The sequence below is a fragment of the Vibrio taketomensis genome (assembly GCF_009938165.1).
Taxonomy (GTDB): domain Bacteria; phylum Pseudomonadota; class Gammaproteobacteria; order Enterobacterales; family Vibrionaceae; genus Vibrio; species Vibrio taketomensis.
The window spans coordinates 664,461-678,593 of the sequence record NZ_AP019650.1; the positions used below are offsets into that span (position 1 = coordinate 664,461).

A 14,133-nucleotide genomic window follows, 5' to 3' on the forward strand; every position below is an offset into this window, starting at 1 on the left:
GTCGCATATCTTATGCTTGTCTAAAAAGATTAGCGTTTTTCTCAGGTTAAAAACAATGGCTGTTCAACTGAATCTTTTCACTGATGACTGTTATCAATTTATCTTCATGACCGTATTGTGAGTTGGATACTGAATATGTCTAACGGCCCTGTTTCTATTGCTTATTTCGAAATAAAGCATCCATTATTACTGATTCAACGCCTGAATTTACGCAAAGGCATACAATTCTAACATTCGTTGAACCTGCCCAATCATCTCAACTGATTTAGAGTGATAGTGAATATCAAATTTTCTTACGCAAGAGATTTACTATCAAAAAGTCGCAGCACAAAGAATAAAAAAGCCCAAGCAAATTGCTCGGGCTCTTAGTCCAATCATACTTGAAACTGCTTAAAGGACAGATTGACCTTTCATCATACGCAGGCCTTCGCGCTTAATACATTCCACTAATGGGTTCTCAATCATGTCCGCACGCCAAACAAACGACAGCGTTCGTTCCATATTAAGCTCTGGTACGTTAAGCGCGACCAATAGGCCCGCCTCGATAAAGCGTTCTACGTCCAGGAACGGTAAGCACGTTAAGTATTGACCGTTCGCCACCATATTACGCAGTACGGGAACGTGTTCATACTCTCGCCACACATCTAAATCTTCAATTAAATGATGAATAGAGCTATCAAAAATCATGCGAGTACCAGAGCCATGCTCACGCAGAACCCAACGAGCTTGCTCTAATTGTGACAGCGTCACACGTTCAGATTTCGCGAATGGATGATGAGCAGACGCCACAACTGTTAAATGGTCTCGACACCAAACAGCTTGGTGCAAACGGTTGTCGTCACAGCGTCCTTCAATAATTCCGATATCATATTTATAGTCCAGTAAGCCTTGCAAAATGATATCTGTACTTTGCACGTTAAGCTTGATACGAAGCTCTGGAAAATCATTATCAATTCGACATATAAGGTCGGGAATCAAATGTTCAGCGGGCGTTTGACTGGCCCCTAAACTAATTTCGCCACTCAACAAATGTTGCTCCATAAACCCCATTTCGATTTGCTGTGCATCTTGCAACAAGCGCTTCGCTTTAGGTCTAAGCCAGTTTCCCCAGTGGGTTAACGCCATTTGTTTGCCTTGTCGTTCAAACAAGGGTCTACCGAGCATCTTTTCTAATTGTGCTAAAGACATGCTGGTAGCAGATTGAGTCAAAGCAAGTTTATCTGCCGCTGCACTAACACTTGCCGTGTCTGCAACCGCATCGAAAACAGCTAACTGCTTGAGTGAATAACGCATAACTCTCCTTATAGTTATCACGCTAGTATCCATGTATTCCTTTTGTCGCTCTATGCAACAAGACTCTATTTTACCTGCAATTTTTCCGATATCAAATTTTCTGATGAGGTTTCTAAAAATTATCAATTTTACCTATCGTTCAGTTCTCCATAATCTGTAATGGCGATACGGAACAGGGTCGCAATATCAATAAGGAGTAACTAATGAAAATTTTGACTAGAGAGCATATGTCATCTGAACATGCTAACAATCAATGTTTTTCACCGACGGAGATGATGGCGCAAGCTGAGAAATTTGCCCTTAGCAAAGCCAAAAAAACCACGGGTATGACATTGAGCCTGGCTATCATGGCAGGTGCCTTTATCGGCTTGGCATTTTTGTTTTATATCACGGTAACCACTGGTTCTGCTGATACCGGTTGGGGTCTAAGTCGTCTTGCTGGCGGTATCGCCTTCAGTATGGGACTGATTCTTATCGTGATATGTGGCGGTGAACTATTTACGAGTTCGGTTCTTTCTAGCATTTCTTGGGCAAATAAAGAAATTAGCTTTAGCAAAATGCTTTCTATCTGGACCAAAGTGTACGTAGGAAACTTTATCGGCGCGATGTTGTTGCTGACCATTGTTGCCGCCGCTGGGCTATATCAACTTGACCATGGGCAATGGGGATTGAATGCGCTCAATATTGCGCAGCACAAACTTCATCACACGTTGGTTCAAGCGTTTGCGTTAGGGATTTTGTGTAACCTTCTTGTTTGCTTGGCCATTTGGCTCACTTTCAGCAGCGCGAATCCTTTAACAAAAGCAGTAATGACGATACTACCGGTAGCGATGTTTGTATCAAGTGGTTTTGAACACTGTGTTGCAAACATGTTTATGGTGCCACTTGGTATCGTAATTCAAAACTTTGCACCTGAGTCGTTCTGGACTTTGACAGGCACCACAGCCGCTCAGTATGCAGATTTAAATATCAAGCAGTTTATTACAGCAAACTTAATTCCGGTAACACTCGGCAATATCGTTGGTGGTGCAGTGCTTGTCGGGTTAGCGAACTGGTGTATTTACCGTCGCCCTCAACTTAAAGCAGCCAACATTGCAACAATAACAACTACCGTCGATATCGCGTCAGTCAAGGAGAACGCTATGAACAATAACATCATCGTTAAAGACTTTATGAACACTCAACCAGTAACACTTTCTGCGGAAATGACTACGCCAAAAGCAATTGAACATCTAATTGCAAACAACGAAGTTAGCGCTCCAGTGACTGATATTCAGGGTCGTCTAGTGGGTTTCTTCTCTGCACATGATGTGATGGTCGATTTGTGGTGCCAAGACTACATCCCTGCTCAAGGCCAAAAGGTCGTTGATCTGATGTCTCGTGATGTAATCGCAATTGATGTGAATGATAAATTAGTTGATGTTGTTGAGTTCCTTTGCATTGATAAAGAGCAACTATTCCCAACGACTTCAATGGGTATTGCTACTCGCTTCTCTACTCTATCTTTAGAAGAGCGTGCGAAGAGCATCAAAGTTAGCAAACCACACGTTTTACCAGTTCTTGAAAATGGTCAAATGGTTGGTGTTGTTAGTCGATATGAGGTAATGCAGGCAATGCGCAATATTTACGGTCGTCCGACTGAAATTATTGATACTCATAAAAGTCTGCGTAATTCGCAGCAAATGTAGTGACATAATTCAAAGCGCCCTGGTTAGGCGCTTTTTTTCGTTTAAGACTATTGCTTAATCCCTTCTACATGAAGCTCCATATCAACGTAACTAGAATCGCCCATCACTGGGATCTTAAAGTCAGCCAGTTCTAAACGTGTCGAACCAATAAAACCCGCACGTTCCCCACCCCATGGGTCCTGACCTTGGCCAATAACTTGTGCATCAATCGTTATCGGTTGAGTGACACCATGGAGATTTAAATCACCCATCACTTCAAACGTGCCATCGCCGTTGTCCACTACTTTGTTGCTAGTGAATGTCGCTTTAGGGTATTTACTCGCATCGATAAAGTCATTACTGCGAATATGTTTGTCACGTTCAGCGTGATTGGAATCCAAACTGGTTGTATCCACGTTAACCGTTATTGTTGAAGCTGCAATGTTTTCCGGGTCGTAGCTAAATTGACCATCAAAGGTATTAAAGCGACCTTTAATAAAACTATAACCAAGATGACTAACTTTAAAGTTGATCGATGCGTGAGCCCCCTTGGTGTCAATCACGTAATTCGCTGCGCTCGCACTTAATGGCGCTAATAGTGCCATCGCTAATCCTGTAACCATTACCTTGTTTTTCATTTTGAAGCTCCTATCATTTTGCGTAGCGTATTATCTTTATCAATAAAGTGATGTTTTAAAGCAGCAAGCACATGAATAACCGCAAGTACGATCAATGCCCATGCTACATAAAAATGAATTTCACCGGCCAAGTCAGCTTGGTTTTCAAATAACGCCCCTAATCCAGGGACGGCAAACCAGTTAAACACGTCAATTGACCGCCCATCTGCAGTTGAAATGAGATAGCCTGAAGTAAACAAAACAAACAACAGCAGATACATAACAAAATGCCCTACTTTCGCGGCCACTTTGACGATTGCACTTCCCTCAATGACTGGTGACACGGTAACCACTTTCCAAACTAGGCGAAGCACAGTTAGAAGTGCTAATAGAATCCCCACTGATTTGTGCCAATGTGGTGCAGTTCTGTACCATTGACTGTAATAGGAAAGATCCACCATCCACAGACCGACCGAGAACATTCCAATAATCGCTAAAGCGGAAATCCAATGTATTGCACGCGCTACCCAATTGTAGTTTTTTACTGCGTTACTCATGGTGCAATTAATCCTTCATATTTTTTACCTCATTAAGTAACAATAATGATAACCAACTGTTAATTTAAAGCCATATTTTGGATTTGATGAAGTCGTTCAAAATATTTGAAGGAATTGAAACCATACATCACGATAAGGAATCCAATATTTGCGTTGTGACCTAACTTCAATCTTAGTGATAAACCTCTGAGAGGGATGCGTAGAACGCATAATTAGAAAGACGATTTTTATGCAACTCGTGTTAACCTATCTTTGAGTTAACATGGTTCATGGAGAATTGTCTTGTTATTAGATGTGCTCATTCAGAGCGTCAATGAGTTCCAAGCTGATTGTATGGCTTTGTGTGAGAAGCATTACCCGACAATCCACAACCGCGGCATGAGCGAACACCATCTATCGATGGCCTTTGCAAGACGCTTAGCTCGCACCCTTACTGAATTTGGTCATGATTGTGCTTATGCGCCAATTGAAACCGATCTCAATAAAGAGCAACCTCACCATTTTCGTGTCTCTTCCGATGCCGGAACCGTTTGGATTTTGTCTTCACACTTATTAAGTGCGGGAAGTCAATGCCGGAACCGCTTGTTCAAAACAATCGAACAATGGCGCTCAGAATATGATTACGCGATTCAGCCGAATGATTTACTGCTTTTAGTGTCTGACCATTGGATTAGTCGCAGTAAGCAAAGCCGAGAGCTTATACATTGGTGGAGTGGTTATCTACCCGATGATGTCGAAAGTTATAGTTCTCAAGGCGTAAAGCTGTTTACCAGTGAATCGCAGTTATCAAAAAGTTTAGACGAGTGTTTTTCAATCGCACCTTACTACACCAAAATCACTCATCCGATCAAAAGAGCATCCGATCAACAGTTAGTGAGAAAGTATGTTCAGCTATATTCAGTTGTTCAGCTAAGCTAATTTATTCAAACGTGAACTATCATATTATTTCTATTTCACCAAACAGATTTAGCTAACTTAATTTCAAATTATTATTCCACTCGAAAAACCAATTTCGTGAAAATCCTTTGCTGTTTCGATAAACATAAAGCGTTATAAAAATGAGTGTTGACCGTCAATATGGATCTAAAAGTTTAGACAGTGTCGTTATCTCTTGTTATCTTGTTTGGATTGGTAATTTACTGATATTTAAAAGTAAGATTAACGACATCATACCCAAACACCTCACTCTTACAGAATCAGAATGAGTACGTTTGGATATTGATGCGACGGCTAAAGTATACCCAAGATGCGTCGAAACGCGGATTATTGGGGTACAACTGCAATTCATACCATTGCACTGATGTTTGGGATTTTTTTGACCATGCTTTTATCTAGCCAAAACGAATTACAACAATGCGTTTATTGTAACGATAAAATGAATATGTTGTGAAATACAAAGATTTGAATCTTTGTAGTGTTTATCAACCTATTTTTGATTCTAACCTTCAGGTTATCGGCTTGGAGGCTTTAGTGCGTATTACTGACAATAACAATGTAAATATACGTCCCGACATATTCTTCGATTCTGCCGATGTCGATCTTGATGACAAAATAAATGTTGAACGTTTAAGTCGCGTGATACACATTCGCAATTTTTCTGTTTCTCGCTATCGTCATCTAAAACTTTTTCTTAATGTTCTGCCCTCCGCAGGAGAATTCTTTGCTTTTGAAGAAATTCGAATCCAGTTGCTGGATAAGCGTTTACGCGCACTGGATCTAGAGCCCTCCCAAATCATTATGGAAGTCGTTGAGTTAGAAGCTCGAGATGACCATTGCTTGAAAACTGCGATGCAGCGTCTTGTTGAGACAGGGTTTGAGATCGCGATTGATGACTTTGGAATGAACGCTTCAAACTACCACCGAGTCGCATTGCTCAAACCCAACATTATCAAAATAGACCGTTCATTACTGTTAGATTACATGCAAGGTGACACGTCACCTTTACTCGATGCAGTGGCACTGGCACGAAAAATTGGGGCGAAAATTGTTATCGAAGGTATTGAAAATGAAGAACAATTGATTGCGATGCAATTGCTAGACCTTGATTTTTATCAAGGTTACTTCTTAGCCATGCCTAAATCGATAGAACTGGTTGAATACGATACAGCCGCCGATTTCTAAGCCAAATTAAGAGTTCGTTATCATCTAATTTTTGCTTTCGATACCACATAAATCGCTATTTAGACTATAAATAACCATTTTTGTTTTAGATCATGATGAGCACATATTTTACTCGTGCTACAGATCGTTTTATGTAGATTTAATGACGCATTTTGACATATTTTGTCATGTTTTTATTTATCTACAGAGGTTATTTATGCTGGAGCTTCTAATTGGATTAGTGGTCACCGTCGCAGTGGGCTATTTTATTGTCAAAGGATACAAACCTGCCGGCGTTCTTCTATCTGCAGGCCTATTCCTACTTATTCTTACCGGTATTCTCGGTCACACCGTCCTACCAGCGAGTATTAAATCAACTGGCAACATGTTTACCGACTCATTAGAGTATGTGAAATTTATGCTACAAAACCGCGGTGGCGGCTTAGGTATGCAAATCATGTTGTTATGTGGTTTCGCTTCTTACATGACTCACATTGGCGCAAACAATGTCGTTGTAAAACAATTTTCTAAGCCATTGTCCGTTATTAAGTCACCATATATTTTATTGGTTGCGGCATACATCGTTGCATGTTTGATGTCACTTGCTGTGAGTTCTGCTACAGGTCTTGGCGTACTATTGATGGCAACACTGTTCCCTATGATGACTGCAATGGGTATCTCACGCCCAGCAGCTGTCGCCGTATGTGCTTCACCGGCAGCGATTATTCTGTCTCCGACTTCAGGTGATGTGGTTATCGCAGCAGAAAAGTCTGGCTTAGCACTAGATGTCTTCGCGGTACAAACCGTTTTGCCAGTATCTATTGCTGCAATCGCTGTCATGGCTGTACTCGCGTTTTTCTGGAACAAATACCTTGATAAGAAAGACAATACGCCAATGGAGCGTGTCGATGTATCACACATGGAAGTAAAAGCACCGGGTTACTATTCAGTGCTGCCTTTCTTGCCGATCATTGGTGTATTCATTTTTAACGGTCGTACTATCCCTGGGCTTTACCTTGATATTTACACCATCGTTGTATTGTCAATCTTTGTGGGTGCCATGGTTGATTACCTAACAAAACGCTTTGATGGTAAGAAAACGTTGGAAGATCTCGAATCTTGCTATGCTGGCATGGCGGATGCGTTTAAAGGCGTTGTGATGTTATTAGTGGCAGCGGGCGTGTTTGCTCAAGGTCTTATGTCAATCGGCGCTATCGATAACCTACTGCACCTTGCTGAAACTGCAGGCGCAGGTGGTATTGCACTGATGCTGATTCTTACTGGTCTTACCGTTGCTGCTGCGATTGCAACAGGTTCAGGCAATGCGCCATTCTATGCATTTGTTGAGCTTGCACCATCACTTGCAGCTAAGATGGGCTTAAGCCCTGCGTTCCTGATCATTCCGATGCTACAAGCATCAAACCTAGGTCGAACTATCTCTCCAGTATCAGGCGTGATCGTTGCAACAGCTGGTATGGGTAAAATCAGTCCGTTTGAGGTTGTGAAACGTACTTCCGTTCCTGTCATTGGTGGTTTAATTACTGTCATTATTGGCACAATGATTTTAGTACCAATGTATGCTTAACTACTAAAGTTGAGTTAGAAATCTCCCTAAAGTAATCGGGTGATAATAAACATAAAGGGCGCAGTTAGCGCCCTTTATTATTTCACTCTACAAGCATTTCAAGACAACAAAGAGCGTTCACGTTTATTGGACTGTTTTGCTCGATACATCTGCGTATCTGCTTGCTTTAGAAGTTGGTCAAAATCGATGTTTTGACCATCACTAAATGCCACCCCGACACTGCAACCTACACTCAGGGTTTGTTGATGGAACACCATCGGCTCACGCACAGTATCGGTAAGCTTCATAACTAATGTTTCGATTCTGTCTGGCTGCAAATCACCCGAGACAATCACAAATTCATCCCCGGCTAGTCGCGCGACACAATCGCCCTCTTTGATCAATCTCTGCATTCGATTTGCAACTTGTTTAAGTACAAAGTCTCCCGCATCATGTCCAAAGGTATCATTGACACTCTTGAATCCATCTAAATCAATGTAGAGCACTACGATTTTACCGCCGCTTGCATTAGCCTTTGTTTGAGCCATTCTCGAAACAAAATGCTGAAGCTTTGATCGGTTCGCTAATCCAGTCAGTGAATCATGATGTGCAAGATAATCCAAACGCTCCATCTCTTTTAATTGGCTCATATCAGAGAAGGTATAGAAATATTCAAAACTTCTTTCATCATGTGGTTTACAGATTTTGGTAACCTTTACAAATAAAGGTAATTCACTTCCATTTGGACGTTGCTCATTGATTTCACCTTGCCAGAAACCGTATTGGTCGACTGACTTAGAGATGATGTCTATGTAGTGTCCAACCTGCGTACCACGAAACACCTGCTTAGGTTCGTTGTTGAGTAAGTCATAAGAGGGAATTTGCAACATTTTATGAAACGCTGGATTGACCATTTTAATTCGATGGCTTTCATCAACAATCATGATTGCTTCTAAGCTGTTTTCAAACACAGAACTTGCAATTCGGCTGCGTTCACTAGCTTGTTCAACTTCCGTGATGTTCTCCAAACACACTAAATATTGCTGTAGGTCGTTGAGCTCTGTTGACCGAACGCGAAGACGCTGGCCTGATTCAAACATAATATGAACCGGGCTGGTCACTGCGAGTTTGATATTTTCAAAAGTGAGCTTGTTCTTAGTCACCTGACTAATAGAGAGCGATTCACCGCCTTGGTTTGTGATATGCAGAAGCCCTTCTGCTTGTGGGTTGTAGTATCGAACTATTCCCTGCATATCAACAGATAACGTAGCAAATCTCACGGTTTCCATGATGTGATTTGCAAAGTCTCTTTCTGCGCCCATCTTTTTGAGCGAATAATCAGCTTGAGCTTGTTTCGCTTCATAACGTTGAAGCATTTGATTGAACGAATCGTAAAGCGAACCTAGCTCATTATTGCCACCGCGATAGTCGAGCGGCCTACGCATGTTCCGATTAGTCAGTTGAGGCATGACCGATGATAAATACGCAATAGGCTTAAACACTCGTCTTTTAAGGCTAACGCTTAAAATCAACCCTATACAAAACATCAGCAGCGCAAATGCAAAAATTTGCATCATTGCATTTTGCACTATCAGTATATTTCCTTTTTGTGACGCGGTCACTGTTACGGTAACATTACCGGCATTCAACGCAACAGGTATGCTGACGTCAACCTCTTCCGTTAGCCTATTTACGATAAGTAATGACCAACGCTGAATAGATGTCGGCACGTTTATCGCCTGGTACTTATCAATAAGCTGATTATCACGGTCGTAGAGTGCAACCTGTTCAACTCCACCTATAAGAACCAACCACTGTTGCAGTTCTTCCCATTGAGGAGCAGATAGAAGCATTTTCTTGGAGAGGAGTTTGCTTGAATTGATGTAATGATCCACGATCGACTGCGCCACGCCTTCCATTTGTTGCGTTTGCTGCGTTCTATGTATTTCGATAGCTTTTTGAGTAATAACCAGTTGCCCCGCAACAAACAACACTATTGCGAACAAGATAACTGGAAACAGCAGTTTTACTCTAAGTGATACAGACAAAAACACTTTTAGTAACTACCTCTTAGGGTCATCTCTAATGGATTCAAATTTTGATTGTTAGCTCTAAAATGCGGCAGCTCTACTATGCTTCATCCCAAGAATAGGCAATCATACTGGGTCATGACGATGGTAGCACCATCACAGACCGGAAGCTGTCAACTAAGTTATTGTATATTTAAAGAGAAGCGCTAATTGTTAATGCAGTTCCTCGTTTATTAAATATTATTACCAACCGCACATGCTCTGTATGTCATTATTCTTTGAGGAATATAAGTAAATTAAAGGATTTCGTGATGAGTGCACAAATAATCACCTTGAATTGTGACATGGGTGAAAGCTATGGCAACTGGATCATGGGAAATGATCAGCAAATTATGCCGCTTATCGATATGGCGAGTATCGCCTGTGGTTTTCACGCGTCAGATCCCAAAACGATGGCGGATACTATCAAACTCGCCATTCAACATGATGTGAAGATTGGTGCGCATCCGAGTTACCCTGATATTCTTGGATTCGGTCGTCGAACCATTCCAATGAACAGTGATGAACTAACATACACTTTGATCTACCAAATTGGTGCGTTGAAAGCCATGTGCGAGAGCTTTAATACCGATTTGAAATACATAAAACCTCATGGTGCGCTTTACAATGACATGATGAAACAAACTTCCATCTTCGAATCAGTCGTCGATGCTGTCTCATGTTTTGGCGTACCTTTAATGATGCTGGCACGTCCTGAAAATCAACCGTTTTTAGATATCGCTGACCGTTATGATGTGCCGTTGTTATTTGAAGCCTTTGCCGACCGCTCTTACCTATCCTCTGGTGAACTCGCTCCTAGAAAATTTGACGGGGCGCTACTGACAGATCCCGAAGATGTCCTTCAACAAGTCGAGTCCATTGTTCAAAACGGCTACGTAGTGACTTTCGAAGGAGAAAAACTCGCTCTAGATGCCGATACAATTTGTGTCCACGGTGATAATCCAAATGCTGTACAAATTTTGCAGTGTTTAAAATCGTTTATTTGAGGTCGATATGCAGGTAACGATAGACATCTCCCCGGTCTCGGAATGCGCCATTTTAGTGCGTATCGGTCACTCCAATCATGATACTCCACGGCTTGTAGAGCACTTAAGTGAGCAACTCTATAAACATCTCGATCACTGCATAATGAACATCACACCCAGCATAGATTCACTATTAATTGACTATCTTCCTCATCGCATTTCCCTTTCTCGATTGACCGAGCGTATTGAGCAAATCGTTGACACAATTAATCTTGAAGATGTTGTCAGTGAAAACCAAGTGATTATCAGATTGCCGATTTTCTATCACATAGATGTCGGCCCAGACATCAAGCGCTATCAAGATCAAGGCATACAACTTGATGAGTTGATTACAGCTCACACCAGTCAAATCTATACCGTCGCAGCCATTGGTTTTGCCCCAGGCTTTGCATTTTTACAACACGTTGACGAGAAAATTAGGTTGCCACGTCACGCCACACCAAGGCTCTCCGTACCCAAAGGCAGCGTTGGCATTGCAGAAAATCGCTCCGCTATCTACCCCAGTTGTTCACCGGGTGGTTGGAACATTATTGGCAACTGTCCTCTTGAGCTATATAACCCTGATCATCAGCCAATGATTCCTTTCAAAATTGGCAGCCAAGTACAGTTTTTGCCATTGATGAAGATGAGTTTTACGACTAGGCGGTAAACGACAAGAGGAATTCTTATGAGTTGTTCGCTTAAAGTAATTAAAGCCGGCCCACTCAGTTTGATCCAAGATTTAGGCCGCTATGGGTACGCACAAATAGGCTTGTCTCCAGGCGGACCGATGGATGAATATGCTTATAGTTGGGCAAATAAGTTACTCAATAATCCTGTTAATGCACCATGTCTCGAAATTACACTGGGCCAAGCCGAATTTAAAGTATCCGAAAAATGCGCTTTTGCTATATGTGGCGGCGACTTAAAAGCGACGTTAGATGGTCAACCTCTCTCAAACTGGTCTTCGTTTATCGCCAACAAAGGACAAACTATTCGTTTTAACTTACCGAAAAATGGACTTCGGAGTTATTTAGCCGTTTTAGGTGGCTTTTTAATCACGCCACAATTATCCAGCTGCGCTACCGTCACTCGTGATAAATTGGGCGGATTAGATCAAGGACTCGCACTCACCGATGGTGATGAACTCAATTATCACGCTCTGATAGCCAACCAATATATCGAACCAAAGCAGCTTAGCTTCCGTTTCCAACCGGACTATGATTTACCAGTGACTCTGAGAGTAGTTGAAGGGTATCAGCGCTCTCAATTTTCTAAGTCTGTTATCGAATGGTTCTACAATAACGAGTTCGAGGTCAGTAAGAATATCAATCGAATGGGATACAGGCTTACTTGCCCACCAATCACTATGCCCAATATTTCAATGCAAAGTGAAGGCATTGGCTTGGGCGCGATTCAACTTCCTCCTGATGGCCAGCCTATTGTGATGTTTAACGACAGACAAACTATTGGTGGCTACCCAAAACTTGGTTGTGTTTCTCATATTGATCTACCGCGTTTGGCGCAAGCCAAACCTGGTCAAAAAGTACGATTTGTAAAAGGTAATCTACAAGAATTACAATCTGATTGGGTTGCGTGGGCAAATTACTTTGGTTATTAGTGCACCCATTCACTTAAGAATAACGAGTTGTATATCGAATAAAGCCAGCTTAGCTGGCTTTATTTTAGTATCCATAAATTTCCGCTAACTCAGTTGGATAGCCTCTCGATACGGCTAACTGTTTCGCTTTTTCTTCCACCACACTTGTTTCTAAACGACAGGCATTTGGTGTACTTTTTCGATAGACAAGCTACTGATGTCGGTACTGAGATGCCAAGCGTGGGCGATTTTGCGCACAGCCTCTAATGCTGACGAACCTTTCACCACTTCAATTCGCGCATAATTCTTACCAGCAAAAGAAACGTCAGCAGCTCTTAAGGTTTCATCGTTCCCAGGGATTTGCTGTGCTCCATACAATGGCAAACCAAACTCTTGTGCAGAGTTATAGCTTGGGACAAAACGGCTCATATGCTCAATGGCACGGTTGCTGCGTTCGATACGTTTTTCTACTGGCCAACCTGACGTAATCAACTCTCTTAATGGAAGCGGTAACTGAGGTTGTGACGACGTTGCGTTACTACTGACCAAACCTTCATCAAACAGAGTTATGTCTTGAGTCATACCATGAAGTTGGAACACGGAGTTACCATAAGGCGTTAATTGAGCCATGCCGTCTGATGTACCACGTGGCCCATGGAAAATAACTTCCGGCCATAGCGATTGGTTTTGTTCCCACTTAGTTACGTAAGCGGCTTTGAACTCAACCATTCTTTGTCGAGGTGCCTTAGCCAAATCGTCAATCTTACCCGTTTCAAAACCACACGCATTGATAACGTAATCGTAATCTCGTGGTGCTAGGCTTGAGCTCTCCTCAAAAGTCAGTTGCCATTTTGAACCGTTCCACGTCATATTAGTCACGCAAGTGTTTAATAATATAGAACAATGTGGTGACTGTTCTAACACCAGCATTGCAGACGCAGCGATGCGAAAAACACTCCAACCATATTCATTCACCGCAACAACGGGATATTTCAGCGTATCTAAGTCCGCATGTTGAGCAAACGGGATCATCCATTCATCGTAGTTTTTCGGCGCCTGAGGTTGAATTTGGTTTCGCAGCGCGAACAAGTCGTCTCTTTGGTACAATTTAAAGTATTCAGGGGGTTCACCCAGTACCTTGTTCTGCTCGTCTTGCTCAACCAAGGTCTGATATACCGAACGAATCTGCTCTAGACGAGGGATCAAATCCTTTGGATCGCCACCATCGCTTTCTGGTACGACAATCACTGTTGGTCGACGGTTAAGCGTGTGCGGATACAACCTCACAGACTCGATTGATTGAGTTAATAACTCAATACACTGTTTAACTGATATTTCTCGATAGAGATTACCACCAGCGTGCAAATGACAAATTGGGGGGCCGCTAACAAGTGATGGTTTCTTCTCAATAAGATCGACATCAACACCTATCTCGGACAAATGCAGTGCAGCGGTTGCACCGGCAATGCCACCACCAATTACTGCGATTTTACAACTTGATTTTTGATCCACTTCGTTCGTCATTACTGTCTATTATTCGTTACAACTAACCACATTTTAATCCCTTTATCTTGCTAGGAAAATCACATTTTTAAAAGGTAATTTCGACTTGTTTTCATGCTAAAAACGAAAAAGTTTGAC

The 14,133-nt window shown here is 42.0% G+C and carries 10 protein-coding genes and 2 pseudogenes; 7 read left to right on the forward strand and 5 right to left on the reverse strand.

All coding sequences use genetic code 11. From position 1 onward, the window contains the following. Positions 1-390: 390 nt before the first annotated feature. A complete protein-coding gene (locus tag Vt282_RS16700; RefSeq protein WP_162048149.1) occupies positions 391-1,293 on the reverse strand; it encodes a LysR substrate-binding domain-containing protein in 903 nt (300 codons plus the stop codon). A gap of 227 nt (positions 1,294-1,520) precedes the next feature. On the opposite strand from Vt282_RS16700, the gene focA reads away from it, so the two are divergent. After that, complete coding sequence (gene focA, locus Vt282_RS16705; RefSeq protein ID WP_162064548.1) at positions 1,521-2,981, forward strand: formate transporter FocA; 1,461 nt, start codon at positions 1,521-1,523, stop codon at positions 2,979-2,981. Positions 2,982-3,028: 47 nt separating this feature from the next. Here the strand turns inward: focA and Vt282_RS16710 are convergent, their stop codons facing one another. Both Vt282_RS16710 and Vt282_RS16715 read right to left on the reverse strand, forming a co-directional pair. Beyond that, positions 3,029-3,598, reverse strand: a complete 570-nt coding sequence (locus Vt282_RS16710; RefSeq protein ID WP_162064115.1) for a YceI family protein — start codon at positions 3,596-3,598, stop codon at positions 3,029-3,031. Beyond that, positions 3,595-4,134, reverse strand: a complete 540-nt coding sequence (locus tag Vt282_RS16715; RefSeq protein WP_162064116.1) for a cytochrome b — start codon at positions 4,132-4,134, stop codon at positions 3,595-3,597. The genes Vt282_RS16710 and Vt282_RS16715 overlap by 4 nt, the downstream gene beginning before the upstream one ends. A gap of 282 nt (positions 4,135-4,416) precedes the next feature. On the opposite strand from Vt282_RS16715, the gene Vt282_RS16720 reads away from it, so the two are divergent. The 3 genes and pseudogenes from Vt282_RS16720 (at position 4,417) to dcuC (ending at position 7,819) form a co-directional block, all read left to right on the forward strand. Continuing rightward, positions 4,417-5,052 (forward strand): hypothetical protein, encoded by a 636-nt coding sequence (locus Vt282_RS16720; protein WP_162064117.1) that lies wholly within the window; start codon positions 4,417-4,419, stop codon positions 5,050-5,052. 403 nt (positions 5,053-5,455) lie between these two features. After that, a pseudogene (locus Vt282_RS16725) lies at positions 5,456-6,255 on the forward strand (EAL domain-containing protein). Positions 6,256-6,451: 196 nt separating this feature from the next. Then, positions 6,452-7,819: an anaerobic C4-dicarboxylate transporter DcuC gene (gene dcuC / locus Vt282_RS16730; RefSeq protein ID WP_162064118.1), complete on the forward strand. Its 1,368-nt coding sequence runs from the start codon at positions 6,452-6,454 to the stop codon at positions 7,817-7,819. A 98-nt stretch (positions 7,820-7,917) separates the two neighbouring features. Here dcuC and Vt282_RS16735 read toward each other — a convergent pair whose 3' ends face one another. Then, a complete protein-coding gene (locus tag Vt282_RS16735) occupies positions 7,918-9,846 on the reverse strand; it encodes a diguanylate cyclase domain-containing protein (RefSeq protein WP_162064119.1) in 1,929 nt (642 codons plus the stop codon). Between the two features lie 293 nt (positions 9,847-10,139). On the opposite strand from Vt282_RS16735, the gene Vt282_RS16740 reads away from it, so the two are divergent. Genes Vt282_RS16740 through Vt282_RS16750 form a run of 3 tightly spaced genes read left to right on the forward strand, consistent with a single transcriptional unit; the run spans position 10,140 to position 12,513 of the window. Next, entirely contained in the window at positions 10,140-10,874 is a 735-nt protein-coding gene (locus Vt282_RS16740) for a 5-oxoprolinase subunit PxpA (protein WP_162064120.1), read from the forward strand. 7 nt (positions 10,875-10,881) lie between these two features. Continuing rightward, positions 10,882-11,562, forward strand: coding sequence for a 5-oxoprolinase subunit B family protein (locus Vt282_RS16745; RefSeq protein ID WP_232055172.1), 681 nt, complete (start codon positions 10,882-10,884; stop codon positions 11,560-11,562). An 18-nt stretch (positions 11,563-11,580) separates the two neighbouring features. After that, positions 11,581-12,513 carry a 5-oxoprolinase subunit C family protein gene (locus Vt282_RS16750; protein ID WP_162064121.1) on the forward strand — a complete coding sequence of 311 codons (933 nt, stop codon included), beginning with the start codon at positions 11,581-11,583 and terminating at the stop codon, positions 12,511-12,513. A gap of 64 nt (positions 12,514-12,577) precedes the next feature. Here Vt282_RS16750 and Vt282_RS16755 read toward each other — a convergent pair. Then, a pseudogene (locus tag Vt282_RS16755) lies at positions 12,578-14,016 on the reverse strand (FAD-dependent oxidoreductase). Positions 14,017-14,133 lie beyond the last annotated feature (117 nt).

Bases quoted from the DNA above. Each gene is read 5' to 3' on its own strand.
- Vt282_RS16710 (WP_162064115.1), bottom strand. From the start codon at position 3,598: ATGAAAAACAAGGTAATGGTTACAGGATTAGCGATGGCACTATTAGCG.
- Vt282_RS16740 (WP_162064120.1), top strand. From the start codon at position 10,140: ATGAGTGCACAAATAATCACCTTGAATTGTGACATGGGTGAAAGCTAT.
- Vt282_RS16750 (WP_162064121.1), top strand. From the start codon at position 11,581: ATGAGTTGTTCGCTTAAAGTAATTAAAGCCGGCCCACTCAGTTTGATC.
- focA (WP_162064548.1), top strand. From the start codon at position 1,521: ATGTCATCTGAACATGCTAACAATCAATGTTTTTCACCGACGGAGATG.
- Vt282_RS16700 (WP_162048149.1), bottom strand. From the start codon at position 1,293: ATGCGTTATTCACTCAAGCAGTTAGCTGTTTTCGATGCGGTTGCAGAC.
- Vt282_RS16715 (WP_162064116.1), bottom strand. From the start codon at position 4,134: ATGAGTAACGCAGTAAAAAACTACAATTGGGTAGCGCGTGCAATACAT.
- dcuC (WP_162064118.1), top strand. From the start codon at position 6,452: ATGCTGGAGCTTCTAATTGGATTAGTGGTCACCGTCGCAGTGGGCTAT.
- Vt282_RS16745 (WP_232055172.1), top strand. From the start codon at position 10,882: ATGCAGGTAACGATAGACATCTCCCCGGTCTCGGAATGCGCCATTTTA.